8 protein-coding genes, 2 tRNA genes and 7 pseudogenes are annotated in these 15,976 nt (G+C 69.2%); 4 read left to right on the plus strand and 13 right to left on the minus strand.

Translation table 11 applies throughout. The annotated features are described in order from the left end of the window. Positions 1–60: 60 nt before the first annotated feature. Positions 61–822, minus strand: coding sequence for an SDR family oxidoreductase (locus HK415_RS09205; RefSeq protein WP_171558359.1), 762 nt, complete (start codon positions 820–822; stop codon positions 61–63). 21 nt (positions 823–843) lie between these two features. Then, positions 844–3,110, minus strand: a pseudogene (gene rnr, locus HK415_RS09210) (ribonuclease R). A gap of 18 nt (positions 3,111–3,128) precedes the next feature. Here rnr and HK415_RS09215 point away from each other — a divergent pair. Next, positions 3,129–3,213: transfer RNA gene (locus tag HK415_RS09215), tRNA-Leu, on the plus strand. 117 nt (positions 3,214–3,330) lie between these two features. On the opposite strand, the gene rimO is transcribed toward HK415_RS09215, so the two are convergent. The 5 genes and pseudogenes from rimO to HK415_RS09240 all read right to left on the minus strand — a co-directional run bounded on the left by rimO (position 3,331) and on the right by HK415_RS09240 (position 8,621). After that, complete coding sequence (rimO, locus tag HK415_RS09220) at positions 3,331–4,722, minus strand: 30S ribosomal protein S12 methylthiotransferase RimO (RefSeq protein WP_171558364.1); 1,392 nt, start codon at positions 4,720–4,722, stop codon at positions 3,331–3,333. A 28-nt stretch (positions 4,723–4,750) separates the two neighbouring features. Beyond that, positions 4,751–5,238, minus strand: a pseudogene (phaR, locus tag HK415_RS09225) (polyhydroxyalkanoate synthesis repressor PhaR). A gap of 155 nt (positions 5,239–5,393) precedes the next feature. Beyond that, positions 5,394–5,470, minus strand: a tRNA-Val gene (locus HK415_RS09230). A 33-nt stretch (positions 5,471–5,503) separates the two neighbouring features. Beyond that, on the minus strand, positions 5,504–7,705 hold the full coding sequence (locus HK415_RS09235; protein WP_171558366.1) for a RelA/SpoT family protein: 2,202 nt from the start codon (positions 7,703–7,705) through the stop codon (positions 5,504–5,506). Continuing rightward, entirely contained in the window at positions 7,677–8,621 is a 945-nt protein-coding gene (locus HK415_RS09240) for an alpha/beta fold hydrolase (RefSeq protein ID WP_171563276.1), read from the minus strand. Before HK415_RS09240 ends, HK415_RS09235 begins: the two co-directional genes overlap by 29 nt. A 77-nt stretch (positions 8,622–8,698) precedes the next feature. On the opposite strand from HK415_RS09240, the gene HK415_RS09245 reads away from it, so the two are divergent. Beyond that, positions 8,699–9,469 carry a 3-hydroxybutyrate dehydrogenase gene (locus tag HK415_RS09245; RefSeq protein ID WP_171558368.1) on the plus strand — a complete coding sequence of 257 codons (771 nt, stop codon included), beginning with the start codon at positions 8,699–8,701 and terminating at the stop codon, positions 9,467–9,469. Between the two features lie 4 nt (positions 9,470–9,473). On the opposite strand, the pseudogene HK415_RS26945 reads toward HK415_RS09245, so the two are convergent. The 4 genes and pseudogenes from HK415_RS26945 to HK415_RS09270 all read right to left on the minus strand — a co-directional run bounded on the left by HK415_RS26945 (position 9,474) and on the right by HK415_RS09270 (position 12,281). Then, positions 9,474–10,288, minus strand: a pseudogene (locus tag HK415_RS26945) (metallophosphoesterase family protein). Further along, positions 10,285–11,280: a diacylglycerol/lipid kinase family protein gene (locus HK415_RS09255; protein ID WP_171558371.1), complete on the minus strand. Its 996-nt coding sequence runs from the start codon at positions 11,278–11,280 to the stop codon at positions 10,285–10,287. Before HK415_RS09255 ends, HK415_RS26945 begins: the two are co-directional and overlap by 4 nt. A 63-nt stretch (positions 11,281–11,343) precedes the next feature. Then, positions 11,344–12,043: pseudogene (locus tag HK415_RS09260) on the minus strand (SIMPL domain-containing protein). Between the two features lie 19 nt (positions 12,044–12,062). Then, complete coding sequence (locus HK415_RS09270) at positions 12,063–12,281, minus strand: hypothetical protein (RefSeq protein ID WP_171558376.1); 219 nt, start codon at positions 12,279–12,281, stop codon at positions 12,063–12,065. Positions 12,282–12,444: 163 nt separating this feature from the next. Between HK415_RS09270 and ompR the strand changes: the two are divergent. Next, positions 12,445–13,175, plus strand: a pseudogene (gene ompR, locus HK415_RS09275) (osmolarity response regulator transcription factor OmpR). A 64-nt stretch (positions 13,176–13,239) separates the two neighbouring features. Beyond that, positions 13,240–14,711, plus strand: a pseudogene (locus tag HK415_RS09280) (sensor histidine kinase family protein). A 1-nt stretch (position 14,712) separates the two neighbouring features. Here HK415_RS09280 and ispF read toward each other — a convergent pair. Together ispF and ispD are read right to left on the minus strand one after the other, a co-directional pair. Continuing rightward, positions 14,713–15,193 (minus strand): annotated as a pseudogene (gene ispF / locus HK415_RS09285) (2-C-methyl-D-erythritol 2,4-cyclodiphosphate synthase). Further along, a complete protein-coding gene (gene ispD / locus HK415_RS09290) occupies positions 15,190–15,885 on the minus strand; it encodes a 2-C-methyl-D-erythritol 4-phosphate cytidylyltransferase (protein WP_171563278.1) in 696 nt (231 codons plus the stop codon). The pseudogene ispF and the gene ispD overlap by 4 nt, the downstream one beginning before the upstream one ends. Positions 15,886–15,976 lie beyond the last annotated feature (91 nt).

A 15,976-nucleotide genomic window follows, 5' to 3' on the forward strand; every position in this document is an offset into this window, starting at 1 on the left:
CCAGCGCTGGGGTTCGCCTGCGGCTCACCACCAGCCTACCCACGCACCGGCGATCCGACCTTAACCACGACCCACGAACGGCATCTTCGTCGCCATCACCGTGTGGAACAGCACGTTGGCCTCCAGCGGCAGGCTGGCCATGTACAGCACCGACTGGCCGACGATCTTCACGTCCATCAGCGGCTCCGCGGCGATTTCGCCGTTGGCCTGCGGCACGCCCTTGGCCATGCGCGCGGCCAGGTCGGTCATCGCGTTGCCGATGTCGATCTGGCCCACCGCGATGTCGTGGCGGCGGCCGTCGAGCGATGCCGCTTTCGTCAGCCCGCTCACGGCGTGCTTGGTCGCGGTATAGGCGATCGAGTGCGGCCGCGGCGCATGCGCCGAGATCGAGCCGTTGTTGATGATCCGCCCGCCCTTGGGGTTCTGCGACTTCATCACGCGGAAGGCGTTCTGGATGCCGTAGAACATGCCGTTGAGGTTGGTGTCGACCACGCTCTTCCAGTCCTCGACGGACATGTCTTCCAGCGGGTTGGCGGGCAGCCCGCGGCCGGCGTTGTTGAACAGCAGGTCGAGGCGGCCGAAGGCCTTCACCGCCTGGTCGAACAGCGCGCGCACCGCATCGGGGTCCGTCATGTCGGTGGGGACCGCCAGCGCCCGCTCCGGCGCCAGCTTCACCACTTCCTGGAGCGGCTCGGGCCGGCGCCCGGCCACCACCACGCGCCAGCCGGCGCCCAGCAGGGATTCCGCGGCCGCCCGGCCGATGCCGGTGCCGCCGCCCGTGACGATCGCGACCTGGCCGGCCGCCGCTGCATTGCTTGCCATGGATGTCTCCTCGTTGCGCTGTCAGCGCCGGCTCTTGCGGGCCGTGCGCGGCTTGGCCGAAGCCTTCTTGGCGGTGGCCTTCACCGCGTCCAGCGGCGCTTTCCGGGTCTTGGCGGCGGCCTTCTTGGCCGCACGCTTGGTGGAGGCCTTGGCCGGCACGCCCTCGCGTCCCGGCGCCACGCCCTTTTCCTTCATGGCGCGGGCCATGAACTCCTCGTCCTCGCGCACGAGGCGGAAGTCGATCTTGCGGCCGTCCAGGTCCACGCGGCTCACCTGCACGCGCAGGCGCGTGCCGATGGCGTAGCGGATGCCGGTGCGCTCGCCGCGCAGTTCCTGGCGCGCTTCGTCGAACTTGAAGTACTCGCCTCCCAGTTCGGTGATGTGCACCAGACCCTCGACGTACATCGCATCCAGCGTGACGAAGATGCCGAAGCTGGTGGCGGCCGTGACCACGCCGGAGTACTCCTCGCCGAGGTGGTCGCGCATGTACTTGCACTTGAGCCAGGCCTCGACGTCGCGGCTGGCCTCGTCGGCGCGGCGCTCGTTCGCGCTGCAGTGGAAGCCCGCCGCTTCCCAGGCCTGCAGCTCGCGCGGCGAGGCGGCCACCTTGGCCCTGGGCTTCTGCGTCGGCGGCGACACGCGCGAGGCGAGCCGGCGGGCCAGCTTCTCGTGTGCCTCGCCGGGCGTCGGCAGCACGGGCAGCTGGTAGCGCTCCTTCGTGAGGATCGCCTTGATCACGCGGTGCACCAGCAGGTCCGGATAGCGGCGGATCGGGCTGGTGAAGTGCGTGTAGGCCTCGTAGGCCAGGCCGAAGTGGCCGCTGTTGTGCGGCGAGTAGATCGCCTGCTGCATGGAGCGCAGCAGCATGGTGCTGATCTGCTGCGCGTCCGGCCGGTCCTTGGTCGCCAGCGCGATCTTCTGGAACTCGCCCGGCGTCGGGTCGTCCGAGATGGTCATGCCCACGCCCATGGCCTTGAGGTAGCCGCGCAGGATCTCCTTCTTCTCCGGCGTCGGGCCTTCGTGCACCCGGAACAGGCCCGGGTGCTCCGCCTGCAGGATGTAGTCGGCGGAGCAGACGTTGGCGGCGAGCATCGCCTCCTCGATCAGCTTGTGGGCGTCGTTGCGTACCCGCGGCACGATCTGCTCGATGCGGCCGTTCTCGTCGCAGATGATCTGCGTTTCCACCGTGTCGAAGTCCACCGCGCCGCGCAGGTTGCGCGCCTTGAGCAGCGCGCGGTACACGTCGTGCAGGTTCAGGAAGTGCGGCACCAGCTCCTTGCGGCGCGAGGCTTCCGGCCCGCGCGTGTTCGCGAGGATCGCCGCAACTTCCGTATAAGTCATGCGGGCGTGGCTCCACATGACGGCGGGGTAGAACTGGTAGGCGTGGATCTCGCCGGCGGCCGTGACCAGCATGTCGCAAACCATGCAAAGGCGTTCCACCTCCGGGTTCAGCGAGCACAGGCCGTTCGATAGCTTCTCCGGCAGCATGGGGATGACCCGCCGCGGGAAATACACGCTGGTGGCGCGGTCGTAGGCGTCGATGTCGATCGCGCTGCCGGTCTCCACGTAGTGGCTCACGTCGGCGATGGCGACCAGCAGGCGCCAGCCCTTGCCGCGGCCGACCTTGGCCGGCTCGCAGTACACGGCGTCGTCGAAGTCGCGCGCGTCCTCGCCGTCGATGGTCACCAGCGGCACGTCGGTGAGGTCCACGCGGCCCCGCTTGTCCTGCGGCCGCACCTTGTCCGGCAGCGAGCGGGCCTGCGCGATGCAGCCGTCGGAGAACTCGTGCGGCACGCTGTACTTGCGCACCGCGATCTCGATCTCCATGCCGGGGTCGTCGACCTCGCCCAGCACTTCCTTCACCCGGCCCACGGGCTGCCCGTACAGGCTGGGCGGCTCGGTCAGTTCGACCACCACCACCTGCCCCGCCTTCGCCAGGCCCGTCGCGCCCTTGGGGATCAGCACGTCCTGGCCGTAGCGCTTGTCTTCGGGGGCCACCAGCCACACGCTGCTTTCGTGCAGCAGGCGGCCGATGATGGGATGCGGCGGCCGCTCGATGATCTCCACCACGCGGCCCTCGGGGCGGCCCCGGCGGTCGCTGCGCACGATGCGCGCGCGCACGCGGTCACGGTGCAGCACCGCGCGCATCTCGTTCGGGGGAGGTAGATGTCGGCTTCGCCGTCGTCGCGCACCACGTAGCCGTGGCCGTCGCGGTGTCCCTGGATCACTCCCTCGATCTCGTCGAGGAGGCCGCTGCCGTTGTTCAGTTCTCTATTTTTGATATACAATCTTGTTTTTCCTGAAATGCCCAGGTGGCGGAATTGGTAGACGCACTAGTTTCAGGTACTAGCGGGTAACTCCGTGGAGGTTCGAGTCCTCTCCTGGGCACCAACTCTCGACACACGAGAGGAATGATAAGGCCGGCTCCGCCGGCTTTGTTGTTTTCGAAGCAGATAAAGAAGGCCGGCCGCACCAGCGCGCCGGCTTTGTCGTTTGCGCGGGAATCGATCAGACCGGCTCGGCGACGAGGTCGTGGCCGTCCGTGGCGACGATGCGGGCCTGCGTGAACTCGCCCACCACCAGCCGCTTGCTCAGCTTTTGCGGGGCCAGCAGCCTGACCGTCCCGTCGATCTCCGGTGCGTCCGCGTAGCTGCGGCCGACGCCGCCCTTCCTGCCGAGCGCCGGCGCCGAATCCACCAGCACCTGCATGGTGGCGCCCACGCGCCGCTGCAGGCGCGCCGCGGAGACTTCCTCGGCCACCGCCATGAAGCGCGCGCGGCGTTCCTCGCGCACTTCCTGCGGCAGCATGCCGGGAATCTCGTTGGCGGCGGCGCCCTCCACCGCGCTGTACGCGAAGCAGCCGGCGCGGTCGATCTGCGCTTCCCGCAGGAAGTCCAGCAGGTGCTGGAATTCCGCCTCGGTCTCGCCGGGGAAGCCGGCGATGAAGGTGCTGCGGATCACGAGCTCCGGGCACAGTTCGCGCCAGCGCGCGATGCGCTCCAGGTTCTTCTCGCCGCTGGCCGGCCGCTTCATCCGGCGCAGCACGTCGGGGTGGCTGTGCTGGAAGGGCACGTCCAGGTAAGGCAGCACCTTGCCCTGCGCCATCAGCGGGATCACGTCGTCCACGTGCGGGTACGGGTACACGTAATGCAGCCGCACCCAGGCGCCGTAGGGCTCCGCCAGTTCGCCCAGCGCCTGCACCAGCTCCAGCATGCGGGTCTTGACCGGCCGGCCCTCGTGGAAACCCATGCGGTACTTCACGTCCACCCCGTAGGCCGAGGTGTCCTGGCTCACCACCAGCAGTTCCTTCACGCCGCCCTCGAACAGGGCCTTGGCTTCCTTGAGCACGTCGCCGATCGGGCGGCTGACCAGGTCGCCGCGCAGCGAGGGGATGATGCAGAAGGTGCAGCGGTGGTTGCAGCCCTCGCTGATCTTCAGGTAGGCGTAGTGCTTGGGCGTCAGCTTGATGCCAGCCGCCGGCACCAGGTCCACGAAGGGATCGTGCGGCTTGGGCAGGTGGGCATGCACCGCGTCCATCACTTCCTGCGTCGCGTGCGGGCCGGTGACGGCCAGCACCGAAGGATGGACCTGCGAGACCATGTTGCCGCCGGCCTCGCCCTTGCGCGCGCCCAGGCAGCCGGTGACGATCACCTTGCCGTTGGCGGCCAGGGCCTCGCCGATGGTGTCCAGGCTCTCCCGCACCGCGTCGTCGATGAAGCCGCAGGTGTTGACGATCACCAGGTCCGCGCCCTCGAAGGTCTTGGACGTGGCGTAGCCTTCCGCGCTCAGCTGCGTGAGGATCAGTTCGGAATCGGTCAGCGCCTTGGGGCAACCGAGGCTGACGAAGCCCACCTTGGGAGGGGTGGTCGTCGGGGTGTCGGGGACGGCAATCTCGCTCATCCCCCTATTGTCCCTGTTATGGAAAGTCCTATTTCTTGAGCACGAATGCGCCGAACATCTGCTCCGTGTTCTTCTGCATCTGTTCCTGCATCTTCTCGAACATGGCCTTGGACTGCTCGGCGTAGCTGCCCAGGACGCCCTGCACGGGGTTCTGCACGCTCATGAACTGCGTCAGCATCTCGGGCGTGAAGTTCTTCGTCTGCTCCGCCATCTGGCTCTGCAGGTCGGTGAAGGCCTGCACGTTCTTCTCGAGGTAGTTGCCCATGAAGCCCTGCATCGCATGGCCGTAGAAGCGGATGATGTTGGCCAGCGCCGCCTCGGTGAACATGGGCGCGCCCCCGCCTCTTCCTCCAGGATGATCTGCAGCAGGATGCTGCGCGTCAGGTCCTCGTTGCTCTTGGCATCGCGCACCACGAAGGGCAGCGCGTCCATCACCAGCTGCTTGACTTCGGCCAGCGTGATGTAGGTCGATGTCTCCGTGTCGTACAGCCGGCGATTCGGGTACTTCTTGATCACGCGCTGCGCGGCTTGCCGGCGGCGTTGGCCTTCTTGGTCACGAACGGGACTCCTCTGGGCGGGCTGGAGCCCGCACTGTTGCGTTGCAGCAGATTCTAGGGAGGGGTGTTGCGGCCGGTCCGGGGGAACCCTTACGGTGGAGCCACGGGAGAAACTGGTAGGCGCGATTGGACTCGAACCAACGACCCCCACCATGTCAAGGTGGTGCTCTAACCAGCTGAGCTACGCGCCTGTCGTTGAAGCCCGCGATTGTAGCAGAGGCGGATCAGCGCCTTCGCGCCGACTGCACGCCCGGCACGTCGCGCACCACCGCCAGCACCTTGCCGAGCTTGTGCGAATCGGCGATTTCCACCGTGAAGGTCATCCAGGCCGTGCCCTTCACGGACTGGGTCTGGACGCCGATCACGTTCATCTTCTCCTTGGCGAAGACTTCCGAGATGTCACGCAGCAGCCCCTGCCGGTCGGAGGCCTCGATCGAGACGTCCACCGGGTAGACCGCCCCGCCCTCGCCCTTGGGCACTCCCCACGTCACCGTGATCACTCGCTCGGGATTGCGGTGCGCGATCTCGCGGAAGTTGGCGCAGTCGTTGCGGTGGATGCTCACGCCCTTGCCGCGCGTGACGAAGCCGCTGATGGTGTCCGGCGGCGCCGGCTTGCAGCAGCGGGCCAGCTGGGTCATGAGCGAATCCACGCCCACCACCAGGACGCCGCCCTTGGGCGACTTGGCCTGCACCGGCTTGTACTTCTTCGCCAGCACCGCCTCGTCCTCGGTCGGCAGTTCGGCGCGCGGGTGCAGCAGCACCTCGATGTTGCGCAGCGAGAATTCTTCCTTGCCGACCACGGCGAACAGGTCCTCGGCGGACTTGAACCCGAGCTGCGAGGCGAGGTCCTCCAGCTTGATCGCCGTCTTGCCCTCGCGCTGCAGCAGCCGCTCCACCATCTCGCGGCCGCGCGCCACCGTCTCGTGCCGCACCTGCTCGTTGAACCAGGCGCGCACCTTGGCGCGGGCGCGGTGGCTGGCCAGGAAACCCAGGTGCTCGTTGAGCCAGTCGCGCGAGGGCCCGCCCTCCTTGGCGGCGACGATCTCCACCGTCTGCCCGTTCTTCAGCGGCGTGTTCAGCGGCACCATGGCGCCGTCCACGCGCGCGCCCCGGCAGCGGTGGCCCAGGTTGGTGTGCACCGTGTACGCGAAGTCCACCGGCGTCGCGCCGCGCGGCAGTTCCACGATGGAGGCCTGCGGCGTGAGCACGTAGATGCGGTCCTCGAACAGGCCTTCGGCGGAATCGGCCAGGTCGCGTTCCCAGGCCAGCAGCTGGCGCAAAACGGCGATCTTGGTGTCGTACACGGTGGAGGCGCTGACGCCGGCGTAGCCCTTGTGGCCTGCCTCCTTGTACGCCCAGTGCGCAGCGACGCCGTGCTCGGCGTGCTCGTGCATCGCCTGCGTGCGGATCTGGATCTCGATCGGCCGCCCGCCCGCGTCGCGCACGATCGTGTGCAGCGACTGGTAGCCGTTCGGCTTGGGCTTGGCGATGTAGTCGTCGAACTCCTCGAGCAGCGGCGAGAAGTGCGCGTGCACCCAGGCCAGCGCGCCGTAGCAGTCCCGCACGTCCGGGACGATCACGCGCAGCGCCCGCACGTCCAGCACCTGCTCGAAGTCCAGCGACTTGCCGCGCATCTTCTTGACGATGCTGTAGATGTGCTTGGGCCGCCCGTGCACCTGCGCGTGGATGCCCTGCGCGCGCAGGTCGGCCTCCAGGTCGCTCCGCAACTGCTCGACGTACTGCTCGCGCTCCACGCGCTTCTCGTCCAGCCAGCGGGCGACGCGCTTGTAGGTCTCGGGTTCCAGGAAGCGGAAGGCGAGGTCCTCCATCTCCCACTTCACCTGCCAGATGCCCAGGCGGTTGGCCAGCGGCGCGAACACGTTGAGCGCCTCGCGCGCCACCGCCGGCTGCACCACCTGCTTGGTGGCCGCGTAGTAGCGCAGGGTCTGCAGGCGCGAGGCCAGCCGCAGCATCACCACCCGCAGGTCGCGCGAGAACGCCAGCAGCATCTTGCGCACGTTCTCGGTCTGCACCCGGGCGTCGTCGCCCAGGGCATCGCCGCCGCGCGCCTGCTGCTGCACGCGCACCAGCTTGTTGGTCTCCACGGCCAGGGCCGCATAGCTCTCGCCGAAGGCCTTGGCGATCACCTCCTCGGGCTTGTTCAGGTGCGCGCAGGCGTAGACCAGGTAGCTGGCGGCCTGCATGGCCTCGGAGCCGCCCATGGACTTGAGGATGTGGGCGACGGCGTCGGCGTGGGCGAGCGTGTTCTCGCCGGTCTCCAGCGTCTCGCCCGCGATCAGCGGCTCGGCGAAGGCGCGGGCGCGCGCCAGCGCGTTGGCCTGCTGCGGCAAGGCCTGCTCGGCGGCGGCGACCAGGTCGGGCACCGCGACGGCGGCGTCACCCTGTTCCGCTGTATGGCTTTTCATGGGAAGCGGATTCCGTGGCCAGCAGGAAGCCGGTCACGGCGTCCACCTGGTCCTGTGCAATGAGCGTGGGGGCATGGCCCACGCCGGGAAATTCGATGAGTTGCGGCCTGGGGCCGCGGCGCACCATCTCCTGCGCCGTCGCGTGCGACAGCAGGTCGGAGTCGGCGCCGCGCAGCAGCAGGGTGCGCGCCGTGATCGCGTCGTACGCCTGCCAGAGCGCGGCCTGCCCGGCCGCCGCGGCCTGTTCGTCCAGCGCTCGAAAGGGCACGGCGATGGCCGGATCGTAGTGCAGCGTGAAGCCGCCGCCGGGCAAGGCCGTCACCATCGCCTGCGACAGCTCCAGCCATTGCTGCGGCGTGTGCGGCCCGAAGCCCTGCGAGATCTGCCACATCGCGTCGGCCGCCTGCTGCACCGACTCGAAGCGGCCGGTGTTCCCGAGGTAGGTGCCGATGCGCTGCAGCGCGCTCCACTGGATCACCGGGCCCACGTCGTTGAGCACCAGCCGCCGCACCGGTGCGGGAAGCGGCAGCTTCGGCGTGCCGGCGATGCCCATGCCGATCAGACCGCCCATGCTGGTGCCCACCCAGTCCAGTTCCCGGATGGGTGCGGCCGCGTGCAGCTGGTTCAGCATCTGCAGCATGTCTCCCACGTACGTGGGGATGCCGTAGCCCATGGGATCGGCGAGGCGGTCGCTGCGGCCGCGGCCGACGACGTCCGGGCAGGCGACGCGCACGGCGCCGCCGCTGCGCTCGACGAGGGCCCTGGCCAGCGTGTCGAAGTCGCGCCCCTGCCGCGACAGCCCGTGCACGCACACCACCAGGTGCGGCGCGCGCTCGTCGCCCCACAGCCAACAGGCCATGCGATGGCTGCCGCCGGCGTCGGGGCAGGATACGTAGTTCAGCGTAGGGGCGGTCATGGGTACGGTCGCCGCCAGGAAGCAGTTACGCTCGGCGGTCACGTCATCCTAAATCATCCCGCTGCAGGAGAATCACCATGCTCAAGGGCAAGACCGCACTCGTCACAGGCTCCACCAGCGGCATCGGGCTGGGGATCGCCAAGGCCCTCGCGCGCCAGGGCGCCAACATCGTGCTCAATGGCTTCGGCGACGCCGAGGGGCCCAAGGCGGAAGTGGCGGCGCTGGGCGTGAAGGTCGGCTACCACGGCGCCGACATGAGCAAGGCCGCGGACATCGAGGCCATGATGAAGTACGCGGCCGAAACCTTCGGCAAGGTCGACGTTCTGGTCAACAACGCCGGCATCCAGCACGTGGCGCCGGTGGAGGACTTCCCGCCGGAACGCTGGGACGCGATCATCGCGATCAACCTCACCAGCGCCTTCCACACCACGCGGCTGGCACTGCCCGCGATGAAGAAGGCCAACTGGGGCCGCATCATCAACATCGCCTCGGTGCACGGGCTGGTCGCCTCGGCGCAGAAGTCGGCCTACGTGGCGGCCAAGCACGGCATCGTCGGCCTGACCAAGGTCACGGCGCTGGAGACGGCCACCACCGGCATCACCTGCAACGCGATCTGCCCCGGCTGGGTGCTGACGCCGCTGGTGCAAAAGCAGGTGGACGCGCGCGCCGCGCAGTCCGGCGTCTCCAACGAGGAGGCGAAGAAGCAGCTGCTGGCCGAGAAGGAACCCTCGCTGCAGTTCACGACACCCGAGGAACTGGGCGAGCTGGCCGTGTTCTTCTGCTCCGACGCCGGCAAGAACGTGCGCGGCGTGGCCTGGAACATGGACGGCGGCTGGGCGGCCCAGTAAGCCGCTATTCGGCCAGGTTCAGCGCGTACGGGTGCGTCAGCTCGAACGCGCTGTCCGCCAGGTCGTAGTCCCAGCGCTCCACGCTGCAGTGGCGCGCGTCGCCGTTGGCCGGCGGGCTCCAGCGGATGATGTTCACCGAGTTGGGCGAACCGTGCCGCACCCGGTGCGACAGCGCGGTGCCGGCCTGCACGCAGTACATCGTGCGCGGGGCCTCCTGCACCAGCGCGCACACGTCGCTCACGTAAGGCAGGTGGATGTGCCCGCCCAGCACCAGGTCGGCGCCGGCGCCGGCCCAGGCCTTCACCGCCTCCGGCCCCCGTGCAGCCGGTCCTTCTCGTCTTCCGGCCGCATCACGCAGGCGGGCTGGTGCGTCACCACCACCCGCAGCTGCTCGCGGCGCGCCCGGTGCAGCCGCTCGACCACGCGCTCGATCTGGCGCGGCGACACCTCGCCGTCCTTGTGCCGCTCCGGCCGGGTCGTGTTGACGCCGATCAACAGCACGTCGGCGAACTCCAGTTCCGGCTCCAGCTCGTCGCCGAAGCTGGCCTTGTAGCCGGCGTAGGGCGCGAACAGGCGCGCGGCCACGTTGTACAGCGGGATGTCGTGGTTGCCCGGCAGCGCCAGCAGGCGCTCCACGCCGAGTGAATCGCAGAAGCGGCGCGCGGCCGCGAACTGCGCGCCGCGCGCCCGCTGCGTGATGTCGCCGCTCAGGATCACGGCGTCCGGCTTCTGATCGCGCACCATCGCCTGGAGCGCCGCGACCACGGGCGGCTCCTCCGTGCCGAAATGGGTGTCGGAGATGTGCAGCAGGACCGTCATTCCGGCGCCAGTCGTTCTTCCGGCGGCGGCAGCATGACGCGCAAGGGGCGGGGCGACACGGTGAAGCGCACCGGCAGCGACATCCACTGCACCTCGCCGTCGGTGGCCACCTTGATGCGGCGCGCGTGGCGGGCGGCCACGGTGAGCGAGCGCATCGGGAAGCTCTGGAGCCGGCGCTCGTCGCCCAGGTTGCCGAGGGCGGCCGCCAGCACCATGCGCAGCTTGGCCCACCAGGGCATCGTGGGCAGCAGCATGCAGGCCATGCGGCCCTGCGCGAGCTGCTCCACCACGTATTCCTGGATGCCCAGGCGCTGCAGCTGCACGCGGTTGTTGCACAGGAACACGCTGGCGGTGCGCAGCTTCGCCAGCTCGCCGTCCATCTCGGTGTCCAGCACCAGCTGCAGCCGCCACTCCAGCAGGCTCTTGAGCGCGGACAGCATCGCGATCCAGCGCCGCCGGCCCAGCTTCTCCTTCACCTCTTCCCGGTCCGACAGCAGCTTCGGGTAGAGGCCGAGCGATGCGTTGACCAGGAAGATGCGTTCGTTGACCAGGCCCACCTGCACCGGCTCCGGCCGGGCGCGCAGCAGCATGCGCGTGGCTGCCACGGGCTCCAGCGAGAGGCCGAGGTCGCGGGCGAACAGGTTGAAGGTGCCCTGCGCGATCAGGCCCAGCGGACAGTCCTGTGCCAGTGCCGCCTGGGCCGCGGCGTTGATGGTGCCGTCGCCGCCGGAGGCGACCACGACCCCGCCGTGTTCCCTGGCCAGGCGCGCCGCCTCCTGGCAGGCCTGGACCACGTCGCCGGGTTGCACCGGCACGAAGCGGTAGCGGCGCCCGGCGCGCGTCAGTTCTTCCTCGACGGCCTGGCGCACCTCGTCCTTCTCGGAGGCGCCGGACGCGCGGTTCATCACGATGAAGAACTCGGCGTCCGCCCGCGGGGCTTCGGGGGCGCCGGCGGCTTTCTCCTCGGACGCGTTGGACAGGACTGCGGACATCCGGCCAGCTTAGCGGCAGGACGGCGGCTGTCCTGTCGGACTGCAGCCAGCGCCGGGGTGGTCCTAGCGCAGCTGCACGGAACCGGACACCGTGACCATCACGGTGCTCTTGCCCGGCTCCACCGGCACCGCCGCATCGGCGGACGCAGCGCGCGCTTCCTGGGCGGCCATGCGCATGCGCGGCGCGAAGCCCGGCTCGTTCGCGTTCACCGCCACCTCGCGCAGGGTGTAGCCGCTGAAGCCGAAGCCCTTGGCGAGTTCCGCCGCCTTGGCCTTGAAGCGCTCGATCGCGATCGCCTGAGCCTCGCCTTCCACGCGGGCGCGCTGCTCACGGCTGAGCCCGAAGCTCACGCCCCCAGCGTCATGGTCTGGACGCGGCCGGCCGCCTGCGTGATGCGCGCGAGGTCGCGGCCTTCCAGGATCAGCTCGGCCGTCCCGGTCCAGCCGCTGATGCGCCCTTCCCGGTTGTGGCGCGGGTAGAGCGCGAAGTTGCCGGTCCGCACATCCAGCTGCCCCGGCTGCGCGGTCTTGCGCGCCTCGGCCAGCGCCGCATCGAGAGCAGTCTTCAGCTGGGTCTGCACCGCCGCCGGGTCGGTTCCGTCGCGCGCCGTGGTCAGGTTCATCTGCAGCAGGTCCTGCTGGACCTCCACCGTGCCCGTGGCCTGCAGCGCAGCACGTTCTGCGGCGGCGGGAAGGTCTGGGCGGGCAGCGTGGTGGACGCGGCGGCCAGCGCAAGGCCGGCGAGCAGGTTCTTCTTGTTCATGGATCTCCAGGTGGCAGGTTCATCGTCGCCGCGGCGGCTGCCGCTGCGGCACTTGCTTGTACTCGTTGAGCTGGCGCCGCAGCTCCGCCCTTTCGCCGGGCGAGAGCTCGCGCGGTCCCGGGCTTCGGGTCGGATGGTATTGCTGGAGGGTGCGCCTCAGGTCGGCCGAGGGCTGCAATCCTGGCGCGGCCACGGCAGCCGCGCCGGCGAACGCGAGGGCGGCGGCAAGGTACTTCATGCCCTGTAGAACGGCTGGGGACGACCTCCGTTCACTTACCCCTTGTCAACGGCGCACCGCTGGGGCAACATTTGTAACAGGGGGAAAAACCACCCCAAAAACGGAAATCCGGGCAAACCCGCCTTCAGAATCGGCGCTGTTACAAATTGGCTTCTGGAGAACCATGACGCAAGCAGCAGCACGGACCGACAAGATCCTGGTGGTCGACGACGACGCACGCATCCGCGACCTGCTCCGCCGCTACCTCACCCAGGAAGGCTTCGAAGTCATCCTGGCCGAGGACGGCAAGGCCCTCAACCGACTGATGCTGCGGGAGACCGCGGACCTGATCGTCCTCGACCTGATGATGCCGGGGAAGACGGCCTATCGATCTGCCGCCGCCTGCGGGCCGCCAACGACCGCACGCCGATCATCATGCTGACCGCCAAGGGCGAGGACGTGGACCGCATCGTCGGCCTGGAAGTCGGCGCCGACGACTACCTGGGCAAGCCCTTCAACCCGCGCGAGCTGCTGGCCCGCGTGCACGCGGTGCTGCGCCGCCGCCCGGCGCAGGAAGCGCCCGGCGCGCCGTCCTCGGACAACGAGGTGGTGAACTTCGGCCCCTTCGCCTTCGACCTGGGTGCCCGCACCCTGCGCAAGAACGGCGAGGAACTGCCCCTGACCACCGGCGAATTCGCCATGCTCAAGGCGCTGGTGCGCCACCCGCGCCAGCCGCTGTCGCGCGAGAAGCTGGCCCAGCTGGCCCGCGGCCGCGAGTTCGAGCCCTTCGACCGCAGCCTGGACGTGCAGGTCTCGCGCCTGCGCAAGCTGATCGAGGCGGATCCGGCCTCGCCGCGCTACATCCAGACGGTGTGGGGCGTGGGCTACGTGTTCGTGCCGGACGGCGCGGGCTGATCGCCATCCGAGGGAAGCCGCCGATGACAAGGCCGCTTCCCTTGCGATGCAATCGGCTTCTGCCATGATCAGAGCCGTCATGAACAATGTTGAAGTCACCAACCCCGCGCCGCTGGAAACCGCGCCCGCGCCGCTGGAAATGCGCCCCCGGCTGGGGCTGTCCCTGTTCTGGCGCACCTTCTTCCTGCTGTCGCTGCTGCTGATCGGCTCCATCGTCGCCTGGCTGCAGACCTTCCGGCAGCTGGAATTCGAGCCGCGCGCGGTGCAGACGGCGCAGCAGATCGCATCGCTGGTGAACCTCAGCCGCGCGGCGCTGGTCCACGCCGACCCGATCGCCCGCGTCTCCCTGATCAAGACGCTGGCCGACCAGGAAGGCGTGCGCATCCTGCCGCGCGAGCCGGCGGACAAGTTCGCGGCGCTGTCCGGCAGCGCCATGGACAAGCGCATCGTGGATGAACTGGTCAGCCGCCTGGGCACCGGGACGGTCATGGCCAGCAGCGTGAACGGCGACGACGGCCTGTGGATCGGGTTCAAGATCGACAAGGACGACTACTGGATGCTGCTGGACCGAACGCGGTTCTCGCAGGTGGGCGGCACGACCTGGCTGGTCTGGCTGATCACGGCGGCGGCCTTGTCGCTCGCGGGCGCGGCGGTGATCGCGCGGCTGATCAACCGGCCGCTCAAGCAGCTGTCCTTCGCGGCCAGCCGCGTGCGCGACGGCGACTTCGACGCCAGCCGCCTGGATGAAAAGGCGGTGACCAGCGAGATCCGCGAGGTGAACATCGGATTCAACCGCATGGCGCAGCAGCTGGCCAAGATCGAGCAGGACCGCGCGGTCATGCTGGCGGGCATCTCGCACGACCTGCGCACGCCGCTGGCCCGGCTGCGGCTGGAAACCGAGATGAGCGTGGTGGACCCGGACGCGCGCGACCACATGGCCGCCGACATCGACCAGCTCGACGCCATCATCGACAAGTTCCTGGATTACGCGCGCCCGGACCACGCGGAGCTCAAGCCCGTGGTGCTGAACGACGTGATCGAGGCCTGCATGTACGCCATCGAGGACCACGGCGACATCAAGGTCAACCTGGACATGCCCAAGAACATGCAGGTGCTGGCCGACGAGGTGGAACTCGCCCGCGTCGTGTCCAACCTGCTGGAGAACGCGCGCCGCTACGGCAAGACGCCGGAGACCGGCATCGCGGTGGTGGACATCACCGCCCGCGCCCGCAACGAGTGGGTGCTGCTGAAGGTGCGCGACCACGGCATGGGCGTGTCGCCCGAAGCATTGCCCAACCTGGTGAAGCCCTTCTTCCGCGGCGACGCGGCCGCACGGCGGCCACCGGCGCGGGCCTGGGCCTGGCGATCGTGGACAAGACGGTGCAGCGCATGGGCGGCATCTTCGCGCTGTCGAACACCACCTCGGGTGGGCTGGCCGCGCACATCAAGCTGCAGCGTCCGCGGATGATGCCGCCGGTGCCTGGCGGCGGCGTGGAGGCGGAACGCAAGCTTCCGGCCAAGGAAGCGACGGCCTGAATCAGGGCTGCGTCAGCAGCACCACCGCCCTCGCCTCGATGCTCTGCCCCATGCCCACGGGGCCGAGCTTCTCCGCCGTCTTGGCCTTCACGTTCACGTGCGTCGCCGGCAGGTCCAGCGCCTGGGCGATGCGCTCGCGCATGGCGTCGATGTGCGGCGCCAGCCGGCGCCTGCGCGATCACGGTGCTGTCCACGTTGGCGATCTGCCAGCCCGCCTGGCGCGCGCGCAGCGCGGCCTCCGTCAGCAGCAGGATCGAATCCGCGCCGCGGAAGCGCTCGTCGGTATCGGGGAAGTGCCGGCCGATGTCGCCCAGCCCCGCGGCGCCGAGCACCGCATCGGTGATCGCATGCAGCAAGGCGTCGGCATCGGAGTGACCGAGCAGGCCGCGGTCGTGCGGGATCTCGACCCCGCCCAGCAGCAGCCTGCGCCCGGGCACGAGTGCGTGCGTGTCCCAGCCTTCGCCGATGCGGACCTGCATCAGCGGCGTCCGCGCAGGACCGCCTCGGCCATCGCGAAGTCTTCCGGGTAGGTGACCTTGAAGTTCTGCGCGCCGGCTTCCACCAGCAGCGGCTTCAGGCCCATGGCTTCGATGGCGCCCGATTCGTCGGTGACCTTGTCGCCGGCCGCTTCCAGCGCCTGGCGCAGCATGCCCAGGCGGAACATCTGCGGCGTCTGCGCCTGCCATTTGTCGCCGCGGTCTATGGTGGCGGCCACGCGCCCGTCCTCGCCGATCTTCAGCGTGTCGGCCAGCGGGTGCGCCAGCAGGCCGCCGACCTCGTCCTTGCTGCAGGAATCGATCAGCCGGTCGATCAGCTCCGGCGTGATGAGGCAGCGCGCCGCATCGTGCACCAGCACCCAGTCGTTGTCGGTCGCGCCGGCGCGGCGCAGCTCGCGCAGGCCGTTGGCCACGCTGGCTGCGCGCGTGGCGCCGCCGCAAGGCACGACCAGTGCCGACGTGGTGGGGTTGCGTTCGAAGAAGCCGTCGCTCGGCGCCACGACCACCAGCGTGCGGGCGATGCGCTTGACGCCCGCGAAGGCCGACAGCGTGTGCCACACCATGGGCTGGCCACCCACGCGCTCGTATTGCTTGGGACCGGCGGTGCCGGCCCGGCTGCCGTTGCCGGCGCAGGGGATCAGTGCGAAATACCGCGGTGTCGAAGGAGTGCCGTTCATGTCCGTCCCCTGGATTCTATTCACCCTACAATCCTTGCACACCCCGCCCTGGCTGTGAGCGGGGTGTTTTGCATTTTCGCGCGCGAATCCC

This window comes from Ramlibacter montanisoli (genome assembly GCF_013087525.1).
GTDB classification, from domain to species: domain Bacteria; phylum Pseudomonadota; class Gammaproteobacteria; order Burkholderiales; family Burkholderiaceae_C; genus Ramlibacter; species Ramlibacter montanisoli.

Excerpts from the sequence above, each read along its gene's own strand:
- HK415_RS09205 (WP_171558359.1), bottom strand. The coding sequence starts at position 822 with ATGGCAAGCAATGCAGCGGCGGCCGGCCAGGTCGCGATCGTCACGGGC.
- rimO (WP_171558364.1), bottom strand. The coding sequence starts at position 4,722 with ATGAGCGAGATTGCCGTCCCCGACACCCCGACGACCACCCCTCCCAAG.
- HK415_RS09235 (WP_171558366.1), bottom strand. The coding sequence starts at position 7,705 with ATGAAAAGCCATACAGCGGAACAGGGTGACGCCGCCGTCGCGGTGCCC.
- HK415_RS09240 (WP_171563276.1), bottom strand. The coding sequence starts at position 8,621 with ATGACCGCCCCTACGCTGAACTACGTATCCTGCCCCGACGCCGGCGGC.
- HK415_RS09245 (WP_171558368.1), top strand. The coding sequence starts at position 8,699 with ATGCTCAAGGGCAAGACCGCACTCGTCACAGGCTCCACCAGCGGCATC.
- HK415_RS09255 (WP_171558371.1), bottom strand. The coding sequence starts at position 11,280 with ATGTCCGCAGTCCTGTCCAACGCGTCCGAGGAGAAAGCCGCCGGCGCC.
- HK415_RS09270 (WP_171558376.1), bottom strand. The coding sequence starts at position 12,281 with ATGAAGTACCTTGCCGCCGCCCTCGCGTTCGCCGGCGCGGCTGCCGTG.
- ispD (WP_171563278.1), bottom strand. The coding sequence starts at position 15,885 with ATGAACGGCACTCCTTCGACACCGCGGTATTTCGCACTGATCCCCTGC.